The sequence below is a fragment of the Pseudomonas quasicaspiana genome (assembly GCF_021147825.1).
In the GTDB taxonomy this organism is placed as follows: domain Bacteria; phylum Pseudomonadota; class Gammaproteobacteria; order Pseudomonadales; family Pseudomonadaceae; genus Aquipseudomonas; species Aquipseudomonas quasicaspiana.
The window spans coordinates 1-22,451 of record NZ_JAGTPI010000071.1; the positions used below are offsets into that span (position 1 = coordinate 1).

Below are 22,451 nucleotides of genomic sequence, written 5' to 3' on the forward strand. Positions count from 1 at the left end.
ATGAATTCACTCCCACAGGGGCTCTGCCAGATTCCGGAAATTGAGCCCGGTTGACTATCTAGAGGTGGGAGCGAATTCATTCGCGAAGGCGGCATGTCGAGCGATGGAGATGTATCGGATGTACTGACCCTTCGTGAATCAATTTACTCCCACAGGTTTTTGCCTGACGCCGATGAATACCCGTTTCCTCCTTTGCAGCGACCAACGGACTGTCATGTCTGACAGTAGACGCCCTGTTTTTTTCGTCCCACAGTGGTCCTGGACTGAAGGAGGTCCTTCAGCTCTTTAACCCTGTACGGGCATGTTCAGTATTTGGCGAGTTGGAGGCAATTGCTTATTACAGGGATTGAGGTTTTTAACTCAGGGAGTTAGATCATGGAACATATACAGAATGGTGACTTCGGTACCGGCAAGCTGGACCCTTGGCGTCCCGTGATGGGTTCCACCATTGATATTGTCGAAGAGGATGGTCGCTATCATGCGGTACTAAACGACAGTGACAAGTTGAACCAAAGCGTTCGAATCGCGGATGTACAACCCCGGCGGTTCTTGCTCGCCGTTGAATTGAAAGTGGTCAATGGTACTGAGGAGGATAAAGGGCAAGTGCACTTGCTTTGGTCATCGAATGCCATATTCAGGACGTACTATCCTGCTGTGTCTGATGACTGGGCGACCACTACGTTTGATTTGTTTGTCTCGAATGTAGCGACTACCAACAATATCGAGGTACTGGTTGAGCCTCGATTCACCAAGGAGGTTTTGGTGAGAAGAGTTTCCCTCAGCGATGAGCGATAACGCAAACACTGACGCAGCCTAAGTGTGGAGTCGCTTGGGTAAGCGTGTGATGTTTTGAACACATGCAGGAGAGAATTCATTCGCGGATGACCCCTTCGCGAATGAATTCGCTCCCACCGGGCTGTGCCTGACGTCGACAAATTGAGCTCAGGTACCGATCTGAGGTGGGAGCGAATTCATTCGCGAAAGCGGCATGTCGGGCGATGGATATGCATCGGGTGTACCGTCCCCTTCGCGAATGAGTTCCCTCCCACAAAACGCTTAACCACGGCCCTGCTTGTACTCCACCAGCCCCGGCAACAGCTGTTTATCAATCGCCTGTCTCACCGCCGGTAATATCGTCGCGCTGCCGGTCAGCATCTGCTCCACCAGGCGCTTCAATGCGGTGGCGCGACCGTCGGTCAGGCCGCATACAACTTGCGCGCAGGCCTGCTCGGCAGTTGCGCCCGCAGGCACTTCGAAGCCAATTGATCGTAGCTGGCTGATCAGATCTTCCTGGTCAATCAAGTCCGCGTGCATCATCCCGGGCGCTCCATTTCTTCTGAGGTATGGAGCGATTCTGGTAGCGGACAGGCCTCTCTACAAGAGACGTTGTCCGGCATGGCTACGAACAGGTCGTTTTTGGCAGGGTATCAAGATTGATCACGGCTGAACCGCTTGATCCGCTGCGTTGTAGCTGAAAGGTCTGCCGTTGAGTTGCGCAACGTCGACCCTTATGACTGGCACCCAAAGGCCTGTCTTATTCTTGAACTTGGTTTGGTAGGCCTTTGCTTCAGCCACCGACGCTTTAGCCGTATTCCACCAGAATGCTTCAATAGGCAGCCTGTTTCCGATGTCCGGCGGCCAAGTGGCAATCATCACCTCATTCCATGCCGTTTTATAAGGGAAATTTATATTTGCCCGGGCTTGAATGCTCACCTGAAACTGCGACGCGTCCTGAGTGCTCAATGAGCACTGATACGCTGCACCTGGAAGGGTAGCGGCGTGGGCACTCCACTGCGCCAATGTTCGAACGTTGATACTGGCGCAGGAACTCAAATCGGCAGCGATATTACTTCTGGGCCTCATTCCACAACCCTTGTCGCGCGTGTTCCCAGAAGTGCTGGCGTTGTGAACATAAATGCACAGGTACTCGACGATCTTATTGGTCGCGATCGCTTTTTCCTGTGAGGTAAATATCAATCCGCTATCGCGTATAGGCGTAACGTTGGCGTCGACTCTCATATACGAAAAAGAGGTGCCGCCCACGGCGATAGCGCCAGCAGACGGATTCCAAGGATCAAAGTTTCCGTTCTGTGTTCCACGTATCACCACCCCGTTGCAGTAATACGCCGGCGTATTGCCCGGGCAACTTGCCCGCGTATCGGTATACCGGGCATTAAGGGCCGCCGCTATTGCGGCTCCATCGGAGGGGAGTGCGTTGATTACCTCAATCGAAAGTGGCTCTGAGATCTTGAGTGGATCATTACCAATACCCACGCTGTAGGTCAAAACAGCCGTGCCCCCTACGTCCTTGGCTACCTCTGCTTTTGGAATTTCAAATGTTAGCGGGCGGGTGGCGCCTACCGTCTGCAGTGGAGCGTCATACTGGGATTTGCCTTTCCAACGCATGCCAACGTTGTGGCCGTTAGTAATGCCTGGGTAAGTAGCGGTGACGGGTGCCGTTGCCCCCATCGTTGCCAGATCAAGCTTGCCGTTGGGTGCGGCTGGCATTGCAGGCTTTGGATAATCACCACCCGGTGCCGGTGTGCCGATGACTTTTATGGCGCGAGGTTGTGATATCTCAAGTGGATCACCACCCACTCCGACGCTATAGGTCAGCACACCGGTGCCGCCAGCATCTTGTACGAGGGTGGTTTTTGGAATGGTGAACGCTAATGGGCGGGTCGCGCCGACCGTCTGCACGGGGGCGTTGTAAACGTTTTTACCCGTCCATCGTAGTCCCACGCTATGACCGGTAGTGATCGCAGGGTACGTAACGTTTACGTTGGCATTAGCGCCAAGGTTTTGAAGGACAAGTTCGCCATTGGGCGCTTCAGTTACCGTGGCTGGAGGAAGGTCCAGAGCACGTGGATGTAATTGCTCATCGGTCACCGATAATTGCTGCACCACGGAACAGCTGCTTATCAGCAGGCTCATGCACAACAAAACTGCCTGAACGGTCTTTGTAATCATATGGCCTCTCTTCGAATAACACCGCCAGGTGACGGTGATTCGTGGTACTAGCTCACAAATATCTTCACGCCTTTATCTGTTTTTTGATCAAGGCTGAACCGCCTGGTCACCGGCGTCATAGCTAAACGGTTTGGCATTGACCTGCGTAAAGTCGAGCCGGATAACGGGCACCCACAGTCCGGTTTTCGTCTTGAATTTAGTTTGATAAGTTTTAGCTTCTTCCAGCGATGCGGGTACGTTGGTCTTCCAGAAGAACGCTTCAAGTGGCAGCTTGTCGCCCGTGTCCTGTGGCCAGGTGGTAACCATTATTTCATTCCACTGACGCCACACACTAAGTGCGGTATACGCGCGCGCTTCCACACTGACTTGAAACTGAGCCGCATCCTGGGCGCTCAATGAGCATTGATACGAGGGAGCGGTTAAAGGTGTTGAATACGTAACCCACTGTTCAAGTGTCCGCACGTTCACAGCTGTGCAGGAACTCAAATCCGCCTCTGAGATGCTTCGTGTTCTGATACCACAGCCTTTGTCTTTACGGCCAGCACTCAGCGTTCCGGCATCGCTGGAGTATATGCAGAGATATTCCATGGCCTTGTTGGCCGCAATCGCGTCAGCCTGAGCTGCAAAGATAAAACCACTGTGGTGATAAAGGTTTGTAACGCCCGCATCGGCCCTCATATAGGTAAACGAAACACCACCTAATGTAATAGCGCTATTGGCTGGATTCCAAGGGTCATAATTTCCGTTTTGGGTGGAGCGAATGATCACCCCGTTGCAGTAAAATGACGGAGTATTACCTGCGCAACTTGTTGCAGTATTGCCGTACCGGGTATTGATCGCTTCCGCGATGGCTGCACCATCAGGTGGAGGACGATTGATGACTTCAATCGGGAGCCGCTCGGAGATTTTCAGCGGGTTACCATCAACGCCGACACTGTAGGTAAAGTAGCCTTGGGTACCCAGATCCTTGGCGATCTCTGCCTTGGGCATGGCAAAGGCCAGCGGCCGTGTGGCGCCAACTGTCTGGACAGGGCGAATGTCATAAATGGCCTTGCCCGTCCATCGCATCCCGACCGTGTGTCCATTGGTGATGGACGGGTAGGTTGCGGTGATGGTCACCGTTTCTCCCGCCGTGGCCAGATCAAGCTTGCCGTTGGGAGCGGAGGGCACGGTTGGGGGAGGATAGTCAGGATTGGGAGCAGGTGTGCCAATGACCCGGATAGAAAGCTGTCGCGAATATTCGATCGGGTTATCGCCGACACCCACGGTGTAGGTAACAACGCCTGTCTCACCAGAATCCAGCTCAAGGGTTGTTTTTGGGATGGTGAACGCTACCGGGCGAGCTGCGCCCACAGTCTTATGGGGGGCGTTGTAAGTGGTTTTGCCTGTCCAGCGCAGCCCGGCGGTGTGCGTGTCGGCAATTGCGGGGTAAGTGAACGTAACGTTGGCATTGGCCCCCAGATTATCCAGTACCAATTCCCCATTGGGGGCTTCTGTCATAGTGGCCGGAGGCAGATCCAGGGCGAGTGGATGTACTTGCCCTGCGGGGACGGTAGTTTGACGGTCGTCAACCGGGGTGAACAGGTTAGATACGCAACCATGAAGCAGCAGGCAGATGAGCAATAATGCGGCAGACCGGGCTTTAATAGTCATCATTGCCTCCATGGCAATAAAGCTTTAAATCAATAGGTGATTTTGGTCCGTGTTAGACGAGATCATTAATGGTGGGTGATATACCGAGTTTAGGTCAGGTGTTTAGCCGCCGTGAAAAAGTACATGAACCGAATCGCGATGATAAAACAGGCTATGATTCCAAAGCCGTTTTACGGGGCGGTGGGTATAGCCAATCGCGATAATGTATATTTCGGGCCGGGCTATATAAAAAAGGGCCCAGTAAGGGCCCTCAAAAAGCGGTCAATAACTACCAGTTGTAACGTACGCCCACATTCACGCCCCACGGCTGTTCGATATTGCGGCCTTTCATGTAATCAAAGTCTGCATGCACTTGCAGTACATCCGTCAATTGCGCCGCAACACCAGCACCCAGTTCCACACGGGTCCCCGACAAGTCGTTATGGAAGCGGGAATCGTTGATGGTCACCTTGTTGGAGGTCACTAACTCACGGGCCACGGCGGCCTTGACATAAGGCTGTACAAAACCGCCCTCTTTCAAAGCAAATTTGCGGCCTGCGTGGCTACCGACTTTGCCGAGCACCGAGTCAGCCTGGTTGCTGCTGGCGTCCATACCGTTATCCAGCGTGTAGTGTTCACCACTGACCCACAGCGCCGACACTTGTGCATAAGGCTCAACAAACCAGCCATCATCAAAGCTGATGTGCTTACCGGCTTCAACCGAACCGCCTACGCCGTGGTTGGTGTAGTCGCCTTTGGTTTTTGCTCCGTCGCGCATCGTCACATCGGCGGAGTTTTGAAAGCGGTTGGCTTTGATCAATGCATCGATATAGAAGCCGTTATCCAGTAGCCAGGTGCTGTACGCACCTACGTAGTAACTGTCGATCTTGCCCTTGTTACCCTGCTTGAGGTCCAGATTGGACTTGCTGTAACCGCCCATCAGACCTACCAGCCACTGACCATTGCTGCTGGCGACTGGCATGTCGGCACCAAACGAAATGCCTTGCTGTTGCTGGGAGTATTCAACGCCACTGCCGGCCGACATGTTGTATTTGTTGCCATAGGTGCGCATCCAGCCGCCACCTTCGTTGCTGCCGATACGCAGTTCGCCCATACGGCTACGCAGTGTGGCGGACTCGCCGTACCAGACAGTCGGCGCTGCGCTGAACAAGCCGATGGCGACTTCTGTGCTTTTTGATATCTCACCGGTTTGTACCAGGAACCAGTCATTGCCGCCCGTACCGTTCGCACGTTGTTCCAGTGCGTAGGCGTAAGTGCCGGTATCCACGAGACCGTCTTCGCTGTCGACTGCAAATTGCGCGTCGCCGCCTTCGATATGCACCAATTGGCGATCCGCATCCCCCGCTTTCGGGTTTGCACCCGTGTTTTCGACCAGCAACTTGTGGTTGCCAGTTGCTGTTCCGGACACATTAAGTTGGTCGCCTGCATTGGCAGCCAGATCGGTGCCCAGTGCGAAGGTGCCGCTACCGTTCAGTTCGGTGACATCCAGTTGATGAAAACTGGCGTTGCCATCGGTGCCGCGCAGATCAACCAGACCATCGTTCAGGCTAAGTTTGCCTACGGTTGAATTGCCTTCCATGACCCAGCGCGACGAATCGTCGATGGTCAGTGAAGTGGCGTTGGTGATGGTGCCGGTCAGGCTCGCATGGTTTTTCAGATCCAGATCTGCAACCGATCCACTCTCGATCAATACATCGCCGATCAAACGGCTGTTGTTGACGTTGAACTGGACGGTGGAATTCTTCTCGACTTCGAGAATCACGCCGTTGCCACCCGTCAGGGTCGAGCCATTGTTGACGTCGATGGCTGCAACCGAATTAGGCCTGGAACCTTCCGAAACAAAAATGGCGCTGCCGGTTTTGCCGGTAACCGATGAGTTGTCCAGCTTCAGGGTGCTCTTTTCGGAGTTCGCGAACTGGTCGGAGAGCATCACGATGCCACGATTGTCGCCCGTGATGCTACTGCCGTTTTGTACGTTAGCCGTCGCCCCTACCAGGACCATACCTACGCCGCCGTCAATAGCGCCATCGATACCCGTGCCAGTGCCATAAACCGAAGTTCCGTCCAGCGTGACGATGCTGTTGAATGAAGCTGATACACCACGCGTTACACCCTGGATCACACTATTGACGGCAGTGATTTTCGATCCGGTCAGGAGGCCGTTGATATCCGTGACGCCAATAATCCCGTAAGAAGCAGTAGAGGTGACATTGGTGTTGGTCAGCGTTACATCGCTGTCTGTCAGCAATATACCGCTCGTTGTCGATGTTGTTACGGAACCTCCGTCAATAGTGATATTAGAGCCGGTAGTAGCCTGGATAGCATCGGTCTTTCCACCCGGCGTGATTACCAGGGTAGCGCTACGGAGGGACCATTCTTCTACGGTGTCGCCATCATTAACAGTTGCCGATTCACCAGGGGCTAGCGCTGCGGCTCCAGCGGGATCAATGGTCGCGAAAGCAAGGCCAATTGCCAGCGCTAGAGAGGTAGAAGGTTTGCGAAGAGCAAACTTGGTAATACACATGTAACGACACCTTGCATTGAAAACAATGCTGCTTGTTTAAAAGAGGCGCCATTTAATAGAAATGGACTACAGAAATATCTGAGGACATTCCTTTAATCTTGTAGGAAATTTCCTTATTTATGTTTGTAGAGGCTTTTTTAGGAACTTTAGGGTAGGCGGTCTGAATAGCCCGACACTTGCAGGGGGGACGCGAATGGTAACGGGTTGAATTGTTATCAGTCAGGGCTGCGATGGAGGCCCGTGGTGGAACCGTCTTTAGACCGGGAAGCGGTATTTCTGACGACTTATTAATCAGCTACTGGCCCGGGCTCCTCCCGGCGAAAGCCAGTCCTGCGAGTCGGATCAAGCTTGCGGGCAGACGTAGAATCCTTCACTGGCGAGCGCCACTAGGGCCACAGCCTTTTTGTTCACGGACGCGACGCGTTCTTACCACGAATAGCGCAGACCTGCATTCACCCCCCACGGTTGTTCGATGTTGTCACCATTGCTGTGATCGATATCGGCGTGCAACTGAAGCACGCTGGTCAGTTGCGCTACCACCCCGATGCCCACTTCACCACGTGTACCGGACAAATCGTTATTGAAGGTGTTGTCGTTAACATTGACCTTGTTGTTTTTGGCAAACTCCTGCGCTATTGCGACCTTTGCATAAGGCTGCACAAACCCTCCTTTTGTGAGAGGGAACGTACGGCCAAAATGGGTCCCGACCTTGCCCAAAAAAGAATCCGCCCTATTACTGTCAGCCTCCAGGCCATTGTCCAGACGGTAATCCTCGCCTTCTACCCACAAGGCGGATACCTGAGCGTAGGGCTCGACGAACCAACGGTCAGCCAGTTGGATGTGTTTACCTGCTTCCACTGAAGCGCCCACGCCATATGTGTCGTAATCACCTTCCGACCGTTCGCCATCACTCATGCGAGCATCGGCTTTATTACTGAATCGGTTAGCCTTGAGCACTGCATCAACGTAATAACCCGAGGTCGACAACCAGGTGCTGTATAAGCCGGCATAGTAACTGTCCACGTCGCCCGTCGAGCCGCGCCGCAGGTTCAGGTCTGAATGGCTATAACCGGCCATTACACCTATTAACCATTGTCCGTTAGAGGAGGGCAGTGCAGTGTCGACACCCAGGGAGATGCCACTCTGGTTCTGCGAATAATCAACACCATCGCTCGTTGCGATATTGAACCTGTTGCCGTAAGTCCGCGCCCAGGCGCCGCCTTGATCATGACCATTGCGCAGTTCGCCCATGCGGCTGCGCAGGGTGGACAGTTCGCCATACCACACGGTGGGTGCGGCGCTGAACAGGGCGACAACGGTTTGCGCACTTGGCGTCGGGATGGGCTCGCCAGCATCATCTTGCGCCTGCACCAGAAACCAGTCCGTGCCGCGCTGTTCCAGTTGATACGTAAATGCCCCTGCATCCACAGTGTCGCCCTGAACCGCAAACGCTGCGTCGCCGCTGCCCGTGTGCACAAGCTGCTGCGCGTAAGTCTCCTTGACCGGGTCAACGCCGGTGTTCTGGACTTGCAGGACGTGGCTGCCGGTTGCATTACCCGTGATGTTGATCAGGTCACTTTGATGCGCCGCCAAGTCCGTACCCAGTGCAAAGTTGCCGCTGCCTGACAGGCTGCCCAAGGTCAGCGTCTTGAATGCCGGATTACCCCCGCGCAAATTTACCGTCCCGCCAGCAATGGCCAGGCTGCCCAGGCTTGAACTGTTGGTCATGTTCCAGACCGAGGTGCTGTCAATGTTCATCGCTTGAGCGTTGGTGACGGTGCCGCTCAATACGCCCGTGTTGGCAAGGGTGATCGTTGCCGGGGTGGACGCATCCTGCACGATGTCACCCGTCATTGTGCTGCTGTTGATGTTGAGTGCACCTATGTTGTTCAGTTGCCCGGTGATCACAGCATTGTTGGTCAGCGTAACACTGGCAATCGAGCCGCTGTCCTGGTTAACGCCTCCGGTGAGGGTACTGTTGTCCAGAGTCAAGCTGCCGATATTAGTCAGTTGCCCGTTCCAGCTGGAATTGTTAGTCATCGCTACAGATGCGGTGCTTGCGGCTGGCACCGTGACGTCTCCGGTTACCGTGCTGTTGTCCATGTTGACGCTACTGATATTGCTCAGGTTGCCGGTCAGGCTACTGCTGTTCATGTTCAGGCTGGCGATGTTGGTCAGTTGCCCGTTCCAGCCGGAATTGTTAGTCATCGCTATAGATGCGGTGCTTGCGGCTGGCACCGTGACGTCTCCGGTTACCGAGCTATTGTCCATGTTGACGCTACTGATATTGCTCAGGTTGCCGGTCAGGCTGGCGCTGTTGCGCAAGGTGATGTTGGTGGTGGACGCCGCCACGGCTGACACGTCGCCGTTCAACTGGCTGTTATCGACGATAAGGTCTGCTAATGCATTGGCAGCCACATTGAGAATAATGCCGTTGCCCGCTGTTAGCGTCGAGCCGTTCTGCACCGTTATCGACGCGGTGGTGATCGCCGCATCACCGACCACCAGAATAGCGTCGCCGTTGGTGCCGACCACAGAAGAATTATCCAGAGTGAGTACCGGCAGATTGGAGCCAGCGAATTGATCTGTCACCAGTATTACACCTCGGTTAGCGCCGGTAACCGAGCTGTTTTTCAGGTTGGCGGTCGCGCCCACGACGGTCATGCCGAGGCCCCCTGAACTCGGGCCGCCGGTGCCCGATCCAGTGCCTATGACCTGAGAGTCTGTCAGGTCCAGTTGACTTCTGAACGTCAAGTTGACGCCGCGTACAGCACCGGTGATTACTGTGCTGGAGACCGCCGCGGTATTGCCTGTCCCAGGCGTTACGTTATTGGTGATCAACTCCAGACCAAAGTTGACACTGGAGGTGATGGTCGACCCTGCAATGGTGGCTGTGCTATTGCTGAGGGACACGCCTTTGGTGACGGTGCTGTCTGTCGTCGCTCCGTCCATGATCAACGTGGAGGCAGTACCCCCGGCGATACTTTGTGTGATTGCGCCCGGTGTCACGGTCAATGTGGCGCCTGTCAGCGTCCAGCTTTCTGCTGGTGTTCCGGCATTGACGGTTTCTGATTCCCCGGGCCCAAGCACCCTCGCCTGTAAGGGGCTAGCGCAGGCCACGGTCAATACGCAGGGTATGAGGTAGCATTTGCACAAACAGTTGATATTCATACCGTATCTCCCTGTGGATGATGCATGTGCGCTTTACAGTGCGTGGGCACTTCTAACGGAGGGGTGGGCTGTCGCGTCAGGAAGAACGGCCCCTGAGTTTTTCAACTCAACAAAGAGAGCAATGATTTACTACGCACCCACTTATGCCGCTCAAACGCTTGAGTACGAGAATTATGAATAAGCTTTCCGTACCAAGGTGCGGATGGCTATAGAGGTAAAGCTCTATTTGGTAGAGTTGTCAATTATCAGGGTTGTTTCTCTGTATGGCTGTAACGGCGGTGTTACGGTTCGTGATATTGGAAATAAGTAATTGTTTCGTTATTGCGATTTGCTATTCATGCGATATTCCATTTGGAAGCAAATGCAAGGGGCGTGGCTTCGAAATAATTACTGAGCTTGAGTGCGCAGGATATCCAGCGCCGCCTTTAATAAAAAGCGATGGAAAACAGCAGGATAAGCATTAAATGTTCTGGATATTGGGTACTAAAACCTTGTTTTCAGCGCTGCCACTGTCATTTATGACAGTGGCGCGGTACGAGATCGACGCTAATACTCATTCCACCTGCACAGCCGCTCGAAAGTGTATCTGCCCCACCCTGGAATTTTCCACCCGTATTTAATTTTTGTCAGGAAGATAAAGTCATGTCTAACAAACAAAAATATTCACGCGTCATTCGTCATGGAGTAAAGCCGTCAATTGGAGTCACTGCGCTTAGGCAGCCACAAGCGCCTGAGATGTTACCGGATGGCAGGCTGCCCCTTGTTGTAATGGCTGCTCCTTTGAGAGTAGTGATCCCCGTGATCAGTGAGTTAACTAACCCGGTATGGGACAATGTAGTGTTGTTCTGGGATAACGTCGAAGTACCGGCTTCAAGGTATAATTTTGACCTTGCTGACACCACTGAACACGAGCTTGAGCTGCCCGTGGACGTAATGACCAACTCCGCAGAAGGCGTGCATCAACTCGATTACGTCACGAGGTTAAGTGCTGGTCAAAATGAGACAAGGGCCAATGTACCGCTGACGCTCATTATTGACAGAACTGCCCCAGGGGGCAGCGATCTGGGGCCTTTGATTTTCAATCTCGCCGTTGATGGGGTGGTCACCGAGTCAGATCTAAATGCTGCAGGTGAATTGGTAGCAACGATTCCAAACTGGAACGGGGAGGGGACTGGCGACGTGGCCACGCCTGAAATAGCCCCGAAGGCCGTTCCATTGCCCGCAGACTGGTTACAGCTGCCAAACAGCAAAGAGACGGTCACCACCGTTGGCGCCCCGCTGAGCTTCAAACTGCCAAGGGCCGATCTGAGCACGGTTGATGGCGTGCAATCGTTCAGCTGGAATGTCGTTGATCAACTCGGTAATGTGCGTCCTCCTGATGAACGAGCGCCTGCAGTGCGTTTACGGACCTTGGTAGGTTCGCCCCCTTCCAATCTCTTGGCACCTGCTGTGCCCGCTTTCGATCTTCACGAAGTTGTGACCTGGGCGGATGCTCAGGGGCCGCTTCTAGTGGATATTTCGCCGTACGACAATATTGCGGAAGGTGACATGATTGTTGTCACCTGGGGTACGCAAGAAGCGCTTCCTGCTCCTATCGGGAAGTTGCCAGTAGCACCTTCGCCGCTGCCAGATCCGATCATCAGCGTGGAAATGGACATTAAAAAACTCATTGCTGAGGGCGATGGCTCTGTAGCGGTCGCCTACCGTGTGGAGCGCGGGATCGATAAGTTCGGTCCCTCTCCTGCTACCACCGTTCTGGTAAATCTCACCATCCCGGGAGGCGAGGATCTTTTTCCGGAAACCCCTGAGCACGAAAACCTGAAGTTACTGAAAGTGACTAGCTCCAGCGGCCAGCAGAACGTTATTCCTGCGGCGGATTTCGACAAAGACGGTGTGATTACCATTTACCATCTGGGGGAAGATGGTGGTGAGGTATTTGTGGCCACCGACACTGTTGACGTTTCATGGGGGCCCACTTTGAAGATACCGTTCACTGTTATAGACCCAACGGTCGATCTGGCTATTCCACTCGACAGCGACGACATCATCCAGAAAGGCCCCAAAGGGGCCTTCGATGTCAGCTACACCGTCAGCCGCGCTCTAGGTGTCGGGAATCCCCCTCAGTTTGGTGTTGCTCAGTCTTTACCGACTAATGTCAGGGTAGTGTCTTCTGCCGATATCCCGGGCGGCGGTGCGAATCTGGTAGACCCGAATTTCACGGAAAAAGATACCAACAACGTGATCAACAAGGCTGCTGGCATGGATGGCACGCCTATCCGAATCACCCTCCCCATTGCGAACATGACGGTGGGTGATTCACTGCATCTGAGGTTTGCCGGGCATTACAGCCTTACTGATCCCAATGGCGCTGAAATTCCGGACTCCCAAGTGGAACTCGTCCATCCGCTTCTGCAACTAGACATTGATGCCAAGTATTACGATTTCATCATTACTGAGCCCCAGTTGAGGTTCATATGTGAGGGCTTGGGGACCGCTATTTACACCGCGACAAACAGTAAGGGTGAGGTAGATTCTGCAAAGATCCCTGTCACCATCAGCGTAAGGGCCGCCAATTATTGTATTACTCCCCGACCTTGACGGCGCACCGATAAATATTCGACGCACAGAGCGTAAAGAGATGGGCGGAAAGCTCCATTTTCTTTACGCCGCCTGTCACGGCTACTCACCCATAGGTGAATGAAATGGATATCAACACCCCACAAGAAGTAACAGCCCTGAATGATTTAATCATTCCTGCTATTGATATAGGCGGTAGCGGTGGGCTGGGTAACGCTGATCTTGCAGACCCAAACAAAGGTGTGCCGATGTTAGCCATTCTGGTGGCCAATACTGCCGTAAATGACATTGCCGAGCTTTATTGGGATGGCGTTGTTGTCGATAATTTCACTATTAACGAGGACCAGATCGACAACGGACGAATAAGCTTCAACCCGCTACCTTTAGCACTCCCTGATAACCCCGCCGCTAAAGTGTTCTACCGTATTTACTTCGGCCTCGGCGGCAACCCTGATGACTCGCTCATCCGTGAAGTACGGGTCAAACGCACGGTGCCCGGTGATCCCGATCCAGACAACACTACTCCGACCATCAATGAAAATCTGTTAAAACCTGAGGGGGTTCCGCCCGTTATCGATACAGCCCGGGATTTGGACGTTACTGTTCCGCGCTGGCCGTTGATGGCCGAAGGCGATGTGCTGACCCTCTATTGGGGGGGCAATCGTTTTGCCATGAAACAACCGCCTTTACCCGCCGGGGAGGTCGGTAAGCCGCAAATTATCACGGTGCCTTCAAAGACCCTGATCGATGCTGGTGACAGCGAAAAGCTGCAGGTCAATTACGACATCCGCGACCTAGTGGGTAACTGGTCGCTGCTGTCATTGCCCGCTTTCACCAATGTGCAAGTGGACCCCAGCGCACCGGCGGCGCCGAGGGTGGTTGACGCAGACGTTAATCTGGAAGTTGATCTGGACAAGCTCGGTGCCCGTGACGCCAGAGTTGATACCCCCGCCTATACAGGCATTGCGCTGGGGGATGACGTTACCCTGCATTGGCTGGGACAAACAGCTGACGGTAACCCGGTGGTACCGGGGCTCGCTGACAAGCCCGTTACGAACATTGGCTTCGGACCCTCTTTCGACGTACCTAACAAACCCGTGGTGGATATTGCAGGAGGTTCGGCAACGGTCTACTACAGAGTGGCACCGGCTGCAGGCGGCTCAACACGTCGTTCAAAAAGCGTCACCGTGACGGTGATCGGTGATGTGGCGCCGTTGCCAAAACCGATTCTGGATGAGGCTGTCGGTACGGTCATAGACCCTGAAGATGTCTTGGTGGATGCGCATGTCATCATCCAGCCCTATGCGGGCAAAGGTCCAGGAGACGTGATCTACCTGACCTGGGAAGGCAAAGCGCTGAATGGCCAAACCTATACCTACACCGATGATTACGATGTCGGGCGTGATGAAGAGGACGATGACTATGAATTCCTGGTGCCTAAAGCCAATCTGGTTCCTTTGCGCAACGGCACCCTGACGCTCTCTTACAAAGTAAAGCTGTTTACCGGCAACCTCAGGCCTTCGTTGCCTTCGGTCTACAGTGTGTCGGGCACTGCCCAGCTGTTGCTCGAACCTTCGGTGGACAATGCCCCCGGGGACATTATTGATCCCGACCTCTATGACCGCACCGTGCTGCACATTGATGGTACTGCCGCTCGGCTCAAACGTCTGGACGAAGTCATTGCGTACTGGACAGGTGCACCGGGCAATGGCAGTGCAACCAAGGACTTTCGCGTCGCAAGTGACAACCAGAACCTTTCCTGGTCCATATTGCCTCCGTTGATAGAGTCCAATCGCCACAGGACAGTGGCCGTGCGCTATGAGGTGCGCCGTGACGCGGGTGGCGAGGACAAGTCTGACGTTCGCACGCTGCAAATCAAAGCCATCCTGCCGCTGCCCGACATCCTTGAAGATGACGCTGCCCACGTGGTTGATATCGCCAATCTGACCAAAGTGACGGTACGGGTTCCCGATTATCAGATGGTGACAGGCGATACCGTGTTGGTGCGCTGGGTGGGAGTGCGTCAACGTGACACCAACACCAAGACCGTGGGCAGTCCTCCACGGCCTATTGATTTTGATATCCCCATCCTATGGGCTGAGGAAAACCTCGATAAAGGGGTGACGGTCACCTACAGCTATGGGCGAGAAGATGATCCCGTCATCATTTCACCGCCCCAACCAATCAATATCGCTAACAGTCAAACCGGATTGAACCTCATCAGGCCAAGTGTGCCAGCCGCTACTGCACAAGGAGACCCGGAGGTGCTGGATTTTTCCAGGCTGCCGGAAAATACCGCCCTGATCATGCGCGTTAACTATGACGGCATGGCCCGAGGTCAGACCGTCAGAGGGCAATGGATAGGTCGGGTCAGGTATACCACTGAGATCAAGGACGTAACCTTGGTCGGCCCTATGGATTTCATCATTCCCAGAGATGAAGTCATCGACTCGATCGGGTCAACCGCCAGTGTCAGCTATACAGTGGTGCTGACCCCTGGAGGCACACAGCTGCCCTCAAAAATCTTGTCGCTCAGGATATTGCCTCAGGCGCTAAACCTCGTCGCCCCGACTATCAATGCAGCCAATACAACGGTATCCGTCGCCTACGGCGCAAGCCTGACAAGCCATACCATAGTTGTACGCTGGAAGGGAGTGATTGAGCACTACACTGCAATCCAGAATCCACCAACTAATGGCGGTACCACTCACTTCACAATTCCTACTGCGTGGGTAACTGAAAGCAGAGGAAAAGAAGTCCTTATTAATTACAGCGTAGGCGTGGGGAGTGCGCGTTTGATCTTCTCGCAACTACTTAGGAAAGAAATGCCCTGATGTAACAGGCCGATCCACGTGTCGATTACTGTCGGGGCGGCACATTGCCTGACAAAGATAAATAGCCATTGCAGGCGACGATAGTTTTTATTGCCGCTTGCCTATCCGGCCGTTAAAGAGTTGTCGGCCAGCCCCGTTACAACAGTAGAGGATAACTCTCATGGATACTAACGCGTTAGACCTTACTGCCCCAGAAGTTCCAGAAGCTATCAGGCAAGGCAATCCCAACAGACTGGACTTTTATCGAATGGCCGAGGGGACAGACCTTATCATGCGGGTCTATTACAAAGGCATGAATCGGGGCCATTCAATAAGAGGCCGTTGGGTGGGACGTGTGGAATACACCACCGATATAAAATATGTCACGCTTGTCGGACCGATGGATTTCATCATCCCGCGTGATGAAGTGATCGACTCGATCGGTATGTCCGTCAATGTCAATTATTCAGTTGTTGAAGATCCGAACAATCCGCACAGCCCGCTCCTGCCCTCTAAAGCACTGGCGCTGACCGTAGAGCCACAGGGTATTAGTTTGCTGGCGCCGACAATCTCGGCAGATAACCGAACTGTTTCCGTGAACTATGGCAGTCAAAGCAACGATACCGTCGCGGTACGCTGGAAGGGCCGCTCTGAGTACTTTACCGAGATTAAAAATCCACCGGCAGGTGGGGGTGTTGTTACGTTCAGCATTCCACCGGACTGGGTAGCGGAAAACAGGGGCCGAGAGGTACTCATCAACTACAGCGTCGGGAGAGGGGGAGCGGGATTGAGGTTTTCGCAAATCCTCAGAAGGGATATCCCCTAACGTGTTAAGAGAGGCTTAAACAGCCGCTTTCAGGTATCGACTGACAGGGTGAAAATCTCCGTGGAGGAGTGCATAAGCCATGCGTGCGAATAAATTATTTACTTGTCTGACAAGTTTGCTGCTCGTGGCTTGTGTCAACCAGCCTCTTTCCGTTGAACCGCCTATGCCTTCGCTCAGCGAAATGGCCGTTACGGAAGGGCATAATACCAACAAAGCGGTACAGCCCCCGGACGTGATTCTGGCAGCAATGAATCGCAACTATAACGAAAATCAAAACAACTGCCTGGAGCGTGGCAGCAACTTACCCAGAGGGCATTACTACTGCAGCGGCGTGTTGGTGCGCACGGTAAATGACGGTGCATTCGACCCCTGGATCAGCAGCCCTAATGCAATCGCCATCGGCGCGACTTCTTACGCCTGGATTCGAAAAGATGTGCGTAACACCCGTCTGTATCACCCAGCGGGTTTTATATTGCGTAACAAAGCGGAGGCCATAGCGGGCAATTTGCCGGGGCTGGAAACGGGATTTATCTGTCTTTATCCGTTTGACGCGGGTACAGCTACCGACCAGACGCACCAGGGTTGTGGTCGTAGAGCGCTCCGGGTGTCTTTCCCCACCCATAACCCAAGGCATAACAACAGCGACTATGCGTGGGGATCCTGTGAAACATCGGGGATCACTAATGTCGCGCAGTGGGACGCACATTTTGAAAGCGTTGCGCAAAACCGAGGAAGGCAATGTTCATGGAACGTCGACAGCCAGGCAGGCTGGAACGCCATGATTGCTTCACACGCCAAGTACACAACCCATACGTCCGTATGGAATGAAATTATGTTGAATAACCCGGCAGATAACGGGGCCGGGTTGCCGAGGTACATTGCCGCTTTTTTTTATGATGTCAGTTTGCCAGCGGGTAAGTTAATTGCTCAGACGTTTCAACGAAAGCTCAAGACTGCGGGTTACGTTGTACCTATTTTAAAACTGAACTTCCTGCTGCCTGATGCCAATCGGTTTGCTTACGACCCGGCGGACCAGGTGGTGCCGCAGTAAGCAGTAGCTCTACGGGTGTTAGTGTGCAAGGAGTCCTGTTTACGCCTGATTTTATTTTTGAACAATCCAGGCGCTGTCAGTCTGGCAGTCACGTGGGTACGGGTTCAACTTCATGACGTTTAAGAGCAGAGAGTTGGGATGATCATGAGCGGTTGACGGTTTTCATCCGCGACGGAGTTTATTGCGCTCCAGGTCACCTGTCCGTGAATGAATACGCATTAATAGCCTGAATGCTAAGGTTTCGCTATTAAAAAAATAATGAAGCTTCTAATACGTATAATCACTGTCATTTCTGACAGTGGTCAATGATTTGCTATTGATCAATACTGTCCTTCAGGCAGTCAAAAAATAGTTTCGTCGTCGGTCATTCCGTATCTGCGATACTGCTTTATTGTGCGGTAAACATGGACCCTGTAGGAGCGAATTTATTCGCGAGGCGGTGTGTCAGGTCAACGTGCTTGTTATTAAGAAAACTCTCGCGAATAAATTCGCCCTTGCCGGTGGATTTCATTCCAGCTCTGATGATGAAGTTTAATTATGAAACGGTGAATCAAATGAACGCAAGTTATCCAGAACCCACTGTTGTAGAAGCCCCAGGCGGCGTACTCGACCCTCTGAACGCAATGGACGGCGCTACCGTGCGCGTGACGTACGAGATGCTCGATAACGATCTTGTTTTTTTGTCTTGGGACGATCGAGTTGATCTGGATACCCTAAAGCCGGGCAGCCAAAGCAAGACACTGGATTTTCTGGTGCCGCGCGAAGCCGTTACTGATGCGATGGGGAGGACTATCAAGGTTACCTATACGGTTATTCGCTCTGGATCTGCTGAGCCGTCGATTGCACTTGATCTGGAAGTTGATATAGACCCACGTTATCCAAAGCCCTTGGTCGTTGATGCTCCAGAGGGCGTGCTTGATCCTTCAGACGCTGCGAACGGCGCAACCGTTCGCGTTACGTATGAGATGTTCAATACCGATCTTGTTTTTCTGTCCTGGGACGACCAGCCTGACCTCCTCGCTCCAAAGCCGGGGAACTCAAGCGGAACGTTAGAGTTTCTGGTACCTCGCACAGCAGTTGTCGATGCAATGGGGAGGACTGTCGAAGTTTTCTATACGGTCATTCGCTCGGGGTCTGCTGTGCCTTCGATTGCACTTGATCTGGCCGTCGGGATAGACCTGCGTTATCCCCAGCCCCTGGTCGTTGAGGCTCTTGATGGAGTGCTTGATCCGCAAAACGCAGCGCACGGCGCAACTGTGCGGGTAACGTACGAGATGCTCGACACAGATCTTATTCTATTGTCCTGGAATGGTCGGGTTGACCTACTCGTTCCAAAGCCGGGGAACTCAAATGGAACTCTAGAATTTCTGGTGCCGCGCGCAGCAGTTGTGGATGCAATGGAAAAAACTATCGAGGTTCTTTATACGGTCATTCGCTCAGGCGCTGCGCAAGCGTCGATAGTTCTCGATCTGACCGTAGGATTAGAGCAGGCCGAAATAAAACCAGTGATCCTGACAGTGACGGGCGCCAGTGGCGAAGTTAAAAATGGCGGTGAAACCCGCGACAGAATCCTGACAATAACTGGAACGGCAGGCATTGGGGTTACCTTGGACATATTTGTTGGCCCTTTTGGGGACGACCGGGTGGTGACACAAAGTGATGGGAGCTGGACGGCAACGATTACAATCCAGAATTTGGGGGCGGACAGCATTGGGGCAGCAGTGCAGGGGGGCGGGGGGAGGTCGGATAGATGGCATTATACCCGTATTGAATGACCGACATAGTGGCGAGAGAATATCCTTTGCCCATAGCCTGACCATTCTCTTGAATACGAGTCGATAACCCCAGTAGGAGCGAATTTATTCGCGAGCCCGTTTTCCAGGCCCACATGCTTTTCAGTAATCCCCTTCGCGAATACATGCGCTCCTACTGGGGACTCATTCCAATTAATAGGGTGATGTTTTGCTTATAACAAGGTGAATCAAATGAACGCAAATTATCCACTCCCCCTTGTTGTAGAAGCCCCAAGTGGCGTACTTAAACCTGAAGATGCAGAGAACGGTGCGACCGTGCGTGTAACCTATGTGATGCTCGACACCGACCTGATTTTTTTATCTTGGGATGGTCGAGTAGACCTGCTCGCTCCAAAACTGGGCCACTCAAGCGGGGCTGTAGAATTTCTGGTGCCGAGCGCAGCAGTTGACGATGCAAGGGGGAAAACTATTGAGGTTATATACACCGTTCTTCGCTCTGGATCTGCTGAGCCGTCGATTGCGCTTGATCTGGTCGTTGATATAGATCGACGTTATCCACAGCCCCTGGTCGTTGAAGCCGATGATGGTGTGCTTGATCCTTCAAACGCGGTGAACGGCGCGACCGTGCGGGTTACGTATGAGATGCTCGACACTGACCTTATCCTTTTGTCCTGGGATGATCGATCCGACTTGCTGGCTCCAAAACGGGGGAACGCAACGGGGACCGTAGATTTTAGTGTTCCACCTGCGGCAGTTGTAGAGGCGGCCGATAGAACTATTGAAGTTGTTTATACGGTCATTCGCTCGGGGACTACGCAAGCGTCGATAGCGCTTGATCTGACCGTAGAGGCAGTAGACACCGAAGTTAAACCAGTAATCCTGAAGGTAACGGGCGCCGAGGGTGATGTAGAGAACGGAGGAGTAACTCCCGATAATTTACTGACACTATCTGGAACGGCAGGTTTTGGCGTCACGCTGGATGTATTTGACAACACCTACCCTATTGAAACTATCGTAGCGGAAGGTGATGGAAGCTGGAGGTTAACACTGTCGGGCCTGACGGAAACTCAACATAGCATTACCGCGAAAACAGCGGGTGGGCAGTTGGAGTCGGATGCCTGGTCTTTCACTGTTGCTGCAAGGACGGCGCCTGTTGATAGCCGTATGCAGGGTGCCGCCGGGGTCTAGGTAGGATTTCGCTATTTAAACAGGTATTTAAACTTCTAATGCACATAAAAACTGTTAGTTCTGGCAGTTGCCAATAGTCCTCCGTTAGTGAAAGCTGCTCCTTAGTCAATTGTCTTAAACCGCTCCGGTTGATAGATGAGAGGCCGTTCTGCGCCCAAAGCACTTGTAGGCGCGAATTTATTCGCGAAGCGTTGTGTCAGGCCCGCATGTTTTCAGTGATGGCCCTTCGCGAATAAATTCGCTCCTACCGGGGATTCATTCCAATTCTGATAGTGATGTTTGCTTATAGAAGGTGAATTATATGAACACGAGTTATCCACAACCCACTGTTGTAGAAGCCCCAAGCGGCGTACTCGACCCTCAAGACGCGGTGAGCGGCGCGACTGTGCGCGTGACGTATGCCATGCAGGACACCGATATCATTGGTCTGGCGTGGGATAACCGTGATGATCTGGTGACCCAGCAAAATGGCAACTCAAGCGGTACCGTTGATTTCATCGTTCCCGCATCCGCCGTAAATGCCGCCATGGGCCGCACCATCCCGGTCATTTATGCAGTGGTGCGCAATGGCGCTCCGGGTTTGTCGATCATTCTCGACCTGACGGTGACGACGGATAGCGCAGAAGTTAAACCTCGCATATTGAAAGTGACAGGCGCCAGTGGCGATGTCGAGGACGAAGGGGTAACCCCCGACAACGTATTGACAATATACGGAACCGCGGGCTTTGGCCTGACGCTGGATGTATTTGATGGCGCTTATCCCGTTGAAACAGTTGTCGTGGAAAGTGACGGGAGCTGGAAGTTGACATTATCTGGGCTTACGGAAGCTGAGCATCGGATTACTGCGAAGAATGCAGGTGGGGTACTGGTATCGGATCCGAGGATCTTTATCGTTAGCGCAGGGGCGGCACTGCCGAATATTGAATCAGTCGTCGACTCACTCGGTGCGCCAATCGCTCACGATGGCATCACGTTCGATCCTCGCGTCACCTTGTCAGGAGCCGCCGAGCCTGGGGCAGTCATTGAGGTGGAAACTGAGGGCGCTTCTTGGGGCACAGCGCCCGCAAGCAGTGGCCTTTGGAACAAGACGCTGAATTTACACGCGGGAAGGCATGTATTCGTCGCGAAGGACCTTTCCAGTCAGGCCGTTTCACTTCCCTGGACAATTAGTTATGTAGTCGAAAGTCTAATAATCGATACATCGCCTGCCATCCTGAACGGGTTGCTGTATCACGCCTGGACGGCACCTCCTTTCCCGCCTGCAGGCACGTATACGGACAGGCCAGCCAGCGGTGGGAGGCCACCTTATCGCTACACCTCTAGCGATCCCGCTATCGCTACGGTGGATGAAAGTGGACGCGTAGTTTCAGCAGGTAACGGGCTTGCCACCATCGTTGTCGCCGATAGTGTGGGGAGTACCGCAAGCTTCACAGTCATAGTGTCGAATGTGTACCAGTTTTTTGGTTCTGGACTTCGCACCAATCACACCTCGGCGTCTTGGGCTGTCAGGGATTTAGGTGGCTACCTGCCCTCAATGGCGGAGTGGCGTCTATTTTATGCAGCGTATGGAAGTGAAGCCGGACAGTTAACACCGCTTAATTGCTGGTCTAGAGATCAGGCACCCGGGCCGAACCTGACTAACTGCTGGGCCTTTGTGCCTTCGACGGGGCAGGAGCAATTGATACCTTGGGAGTCACCCGGTGATGCCTTTGGTGTACGAGCGATACTTTAGCTAGGGTTGAAGTATGAAGGTGTGTTGATAGTAAATATCCCTCGATAAATTTTTTGTTGGCTGCTTACAATGCGTCATTGGCCCTGTCGTACTGTCTCGCCTTTCGCAGTAAGTGAGATATTTGATTCGCGAATATTTTTCGCTATTTTAAATGTTGTTTAAGCTTCTAACGAGTATGAGTACTGCTATTTC

Annotated in this window: 13 protein-coding genes; 8 read left to right on the plus strand and 5 right to left on the minus strand. The window is 53.2% G+C overall.

Going from position 1 to position 22,451, the window contains the following annotated elements:
• The first annotated feature begins 375 nt into the window (after positions 1 to 375).
• Positions 376 to 795 carry a hypothetical protein gene (locus tag KDX30_RS25975; protein ID WP_231677883.1) on the plus strand — a complete coding sequence of 140 codons (420 nt, stop codon included), beginning with the start codon at positions 376 to 378 and terminating at the stop codon, positions 793 to 795.
• Between the two features lie 261 nt (positions 796 to 1,056).
• Here the strand turns inward: KDX30_RS25975 and KDX30_RS25980 are convergent, their stop codons facing one another.
• From KDX30_RS25980 to KDX30_RS26000, 5 genes are all read right to left on the minus strand, one after another.
• Positions 1,057 to 1,317, minus strand: coding sequence for a hypothetical protein (locus tag KDX30_RS25980; protein ID WP_231677884.1), 261 nt, complete (start codon positions 1,315 to 1,317; stop codon positions 1,057 to 1,059).
• Between the two features lie 120 nt (positions 1,318 to 1,437).
• Positions 1,438 to 2,970 carry a hypothetical protein gene (locus KDX30_RS25985; RefSeq protein WP_231677885.1) on the minus strand — a complete coding sequence of 511 codons (1,533 nt, stop codon included), beginning with the start codon at positions 2,968 to 2,970 and terminating at the stop codon, positions 1,438 to 1,440.
• An 87-nt stretch (positions 2,971 to 3,057) separates the two neighbouring features.
• Positions 3,058 to 4,626: a hypothetical protein gene (locus KDX30_RS25990; protein ID WP_231677887.1), complete on the minus strand. Its 1,569-nt coding sequence runs from the start codon at positions 4,624 to 4,626 to the stop codon at positions 3,058 to 3,060.
• 265 nt (positions 4,627 to 4,891) lie between these two features.
• A complete protein-coding gene (locus KDX30_RS25995; RefSeq protein WP_231677888.1) occupies positions 4,892 to 7,147 on the minus strand; it encodes an autotransporter outer membrane beta-barrel domain-containing protein in 2,256 nt (751 codons plus the stop codon).
• A 426-nt stretch (positions 7,148 to 7,573) separates the two neighbouring features.
• Complete coding sequence (locus KDX30_RS26000; RefSeq protein ID WP_231677890.1) at positions 7,574 to 10,318, minus strand: autotransporter outer membrane beta-barrel domain-containing protein; 2,745 nt, start codon at positions 10,316 to 10,318, stop codon at positions 7,574 to 7,576.
• Positions 10,319 to 10,960: 642 nt separating this feature from the next.
• Between KDX30_RS26000 and KDX30_RS26005 the strand changes: the two genes are divergently transcribed.
• The 7 genes from KDX30_RS26005 (at position 10,961) to KDX30_RS26035 (ending at position 22,259) form a co-directional block, all read left to right on the plus strand.
• On the plus strand, positions 10,961 to 12,916 hold the full coding sequence (locus KDX30_RS26005; RefSeq protein ID WP_231677891.1) for a hypothetical protein: 1,956 nt from the start codon (positions 10,961 to 10,963) through the stop codon (positions 12,914 to 12,916).
• A gap of 104 nt (positions 12,917 to 13,020) precedes the next feature.
• A complete protein-coding gene (locus KDX30_RS26010) occupies positions 13,021 to 15,729 on the plus strand; it encodes a hypothetical protein (RefSeq protein ID WP_231677892.1) in 2,709 nt (902 codons plus the stop codon).
• Between the two features lie 160 nt (positions 15,730 to 15,889).
• Positions 15,890 to 16,534, plus strand: coding sequence for a hypothetical protein (locus KDX30_RS26015; RefSeq protein ID WP_231677893.1), 645 nt, complete (start codon positions 15,890 to 15,892; stop codon positions 16,532 to 16,534).
• A gap of 79 nt (positions 16,535 to 16,613) precedes the next feature.
• On the plus strand, positions 16,614 to 17,585 hold the full coding sequence (locus tag KDX30_RS26020; protein ID WP_231677894.1) for a hypothetical protein: 972 nt from the start codon (positions 16,614 to 16,616) through the stop codon (positions 17,583 to 17,585).
• A 458-nt stretch (positions 17,586 to 18,043) separates the two neighbouring features.
• Complete coding sequence (locus tag KDX30_RS26025) at positions 18,044 to 19,360, plus strand: hypothetical protein (RefSeq protein WP_231677895.1); 1,317 nt, start codon at positions 18,044 to 18,046, stop codon at positions 19,358 to 19,360.
• A 210-nt stretch (positions 19,361 to 19,570) separates the two neighbouring features.
• Positions 19,571 to 20,527: a hypothetical protein gene (locus KDX30_RS26030; protein ID WP_231677896.1), complete on the plus strand. Its 957-nt coding sequence runs from the start codon at positions 19,571 to 19,573 to the stop codon at positions 20,525 to 20,527.
• Between the two features lie 301 nt (positions 20,528 to 20,828).
• Positions 20,829 to 22,259: a hypothetical protein gene (locus tag KDX30_RS26035; RefSeq protein ID WP_231677897.1), complete on the plus strand. Its 1,431-nt coding sequence runs from the start codon at positions 20,829 to 20,831 to the stop codon at positions 22,257 to 22,259.
• Positions 22,260 to 22,451 lie beyond the last annotated feature (192 nt).

What these genes read in the sequence shown, in the direction of transcription:
- KDX30_RS25975 (WP_231677883.1), top strand. Translation starts at nt 376, where the DNA reads ATGGAACATATACAGAATGGTGACTTCGGTACCGGCAAGCTGGACCCT.
- KDX30_RS25985 (WP_231677885.1), bottom strand. Translation starts at nt 2,970, where the DNA reads ATGATTACAAAGACCGTTCAGGCAGTTTTGTTGTGCATGAGCCTGCTG.
- KDX30_RS25990 (WP_231677887.1), bottom strand. Translation starts at nt 4,626, where the DNA reads ATGATGACTATTAAAGCCCGGTCTGCCGCATTATTGCTCATCTGCCTG.
- KDX30_RS26000 (WP_231677890.1), bottom strand. Translation starts at nt 10,318, where the DNA reads ATGAATATCAACTGTTTGTGCAAATGCTACCTCATACCCTGCGTATTG.
- KDX30_RS26015 (WP_231677893.1), top strand. Translation starts at nt 15,890, where the DNA reads ATGGATACTAACGCGTTAGACCTTACTGCCCCAGAAGTTCCAGAAGCT.
- KDX30_RS26010 (WP_231677892.1), top strand. Translation starts at nt 13,021, where the DNA reads ATGGATATCAACACCCCACAAGAAGTAACAGCCCTGAATGATTTAATC.
- KDX30_RS26035 (WP_231677897.1), top strand. Translation starts at nt 20,829, where the DNA reads ATGAACACGAGTTATCCACAACCCACTGTTGTAGAAGCCCCAAGCGGC.
- KDX30_RS25995 (WP_231677888.1), bottom strand. Translation starts at nt 7,147, where the DNA reads ATGTGTATTACCAAGTTTGCTCTTCGCAAACCTTCTACCTCTCTAGCG.
- KDX30_RS26030 (WP_231677896.1), top strand. Translation starts at nt 19,571, where the DNA reads ATGAACGCAAATTATCCACTCCCCCTTGTTGTAGAAGCCCCAAGTGGC.
- KDX30_RS25980 (WP_231677884.1), bottom strand. Translation starts at nt 1,317, where the DNA reads ATGATGCACGCGGACTTGATTGACCAGGAAGATCTGATCAGCCAGCTA.
- KDX30_RS26020 (WP_231677894.1), top strand. Translation starts at nt 16,614, where the DNA reads ATGCGTGCGAATAAATTATTTACTTGTCTGACAAGTTTGCTGCTCGTG.
- KDX30_RS26005 (WP_231677891.1), top strand. Translation starts at nt 10,961, where the DNA reads ATGTCTAACAAACAAAAATATTCACGCGTCATTCGTCATGGAGTAAAG.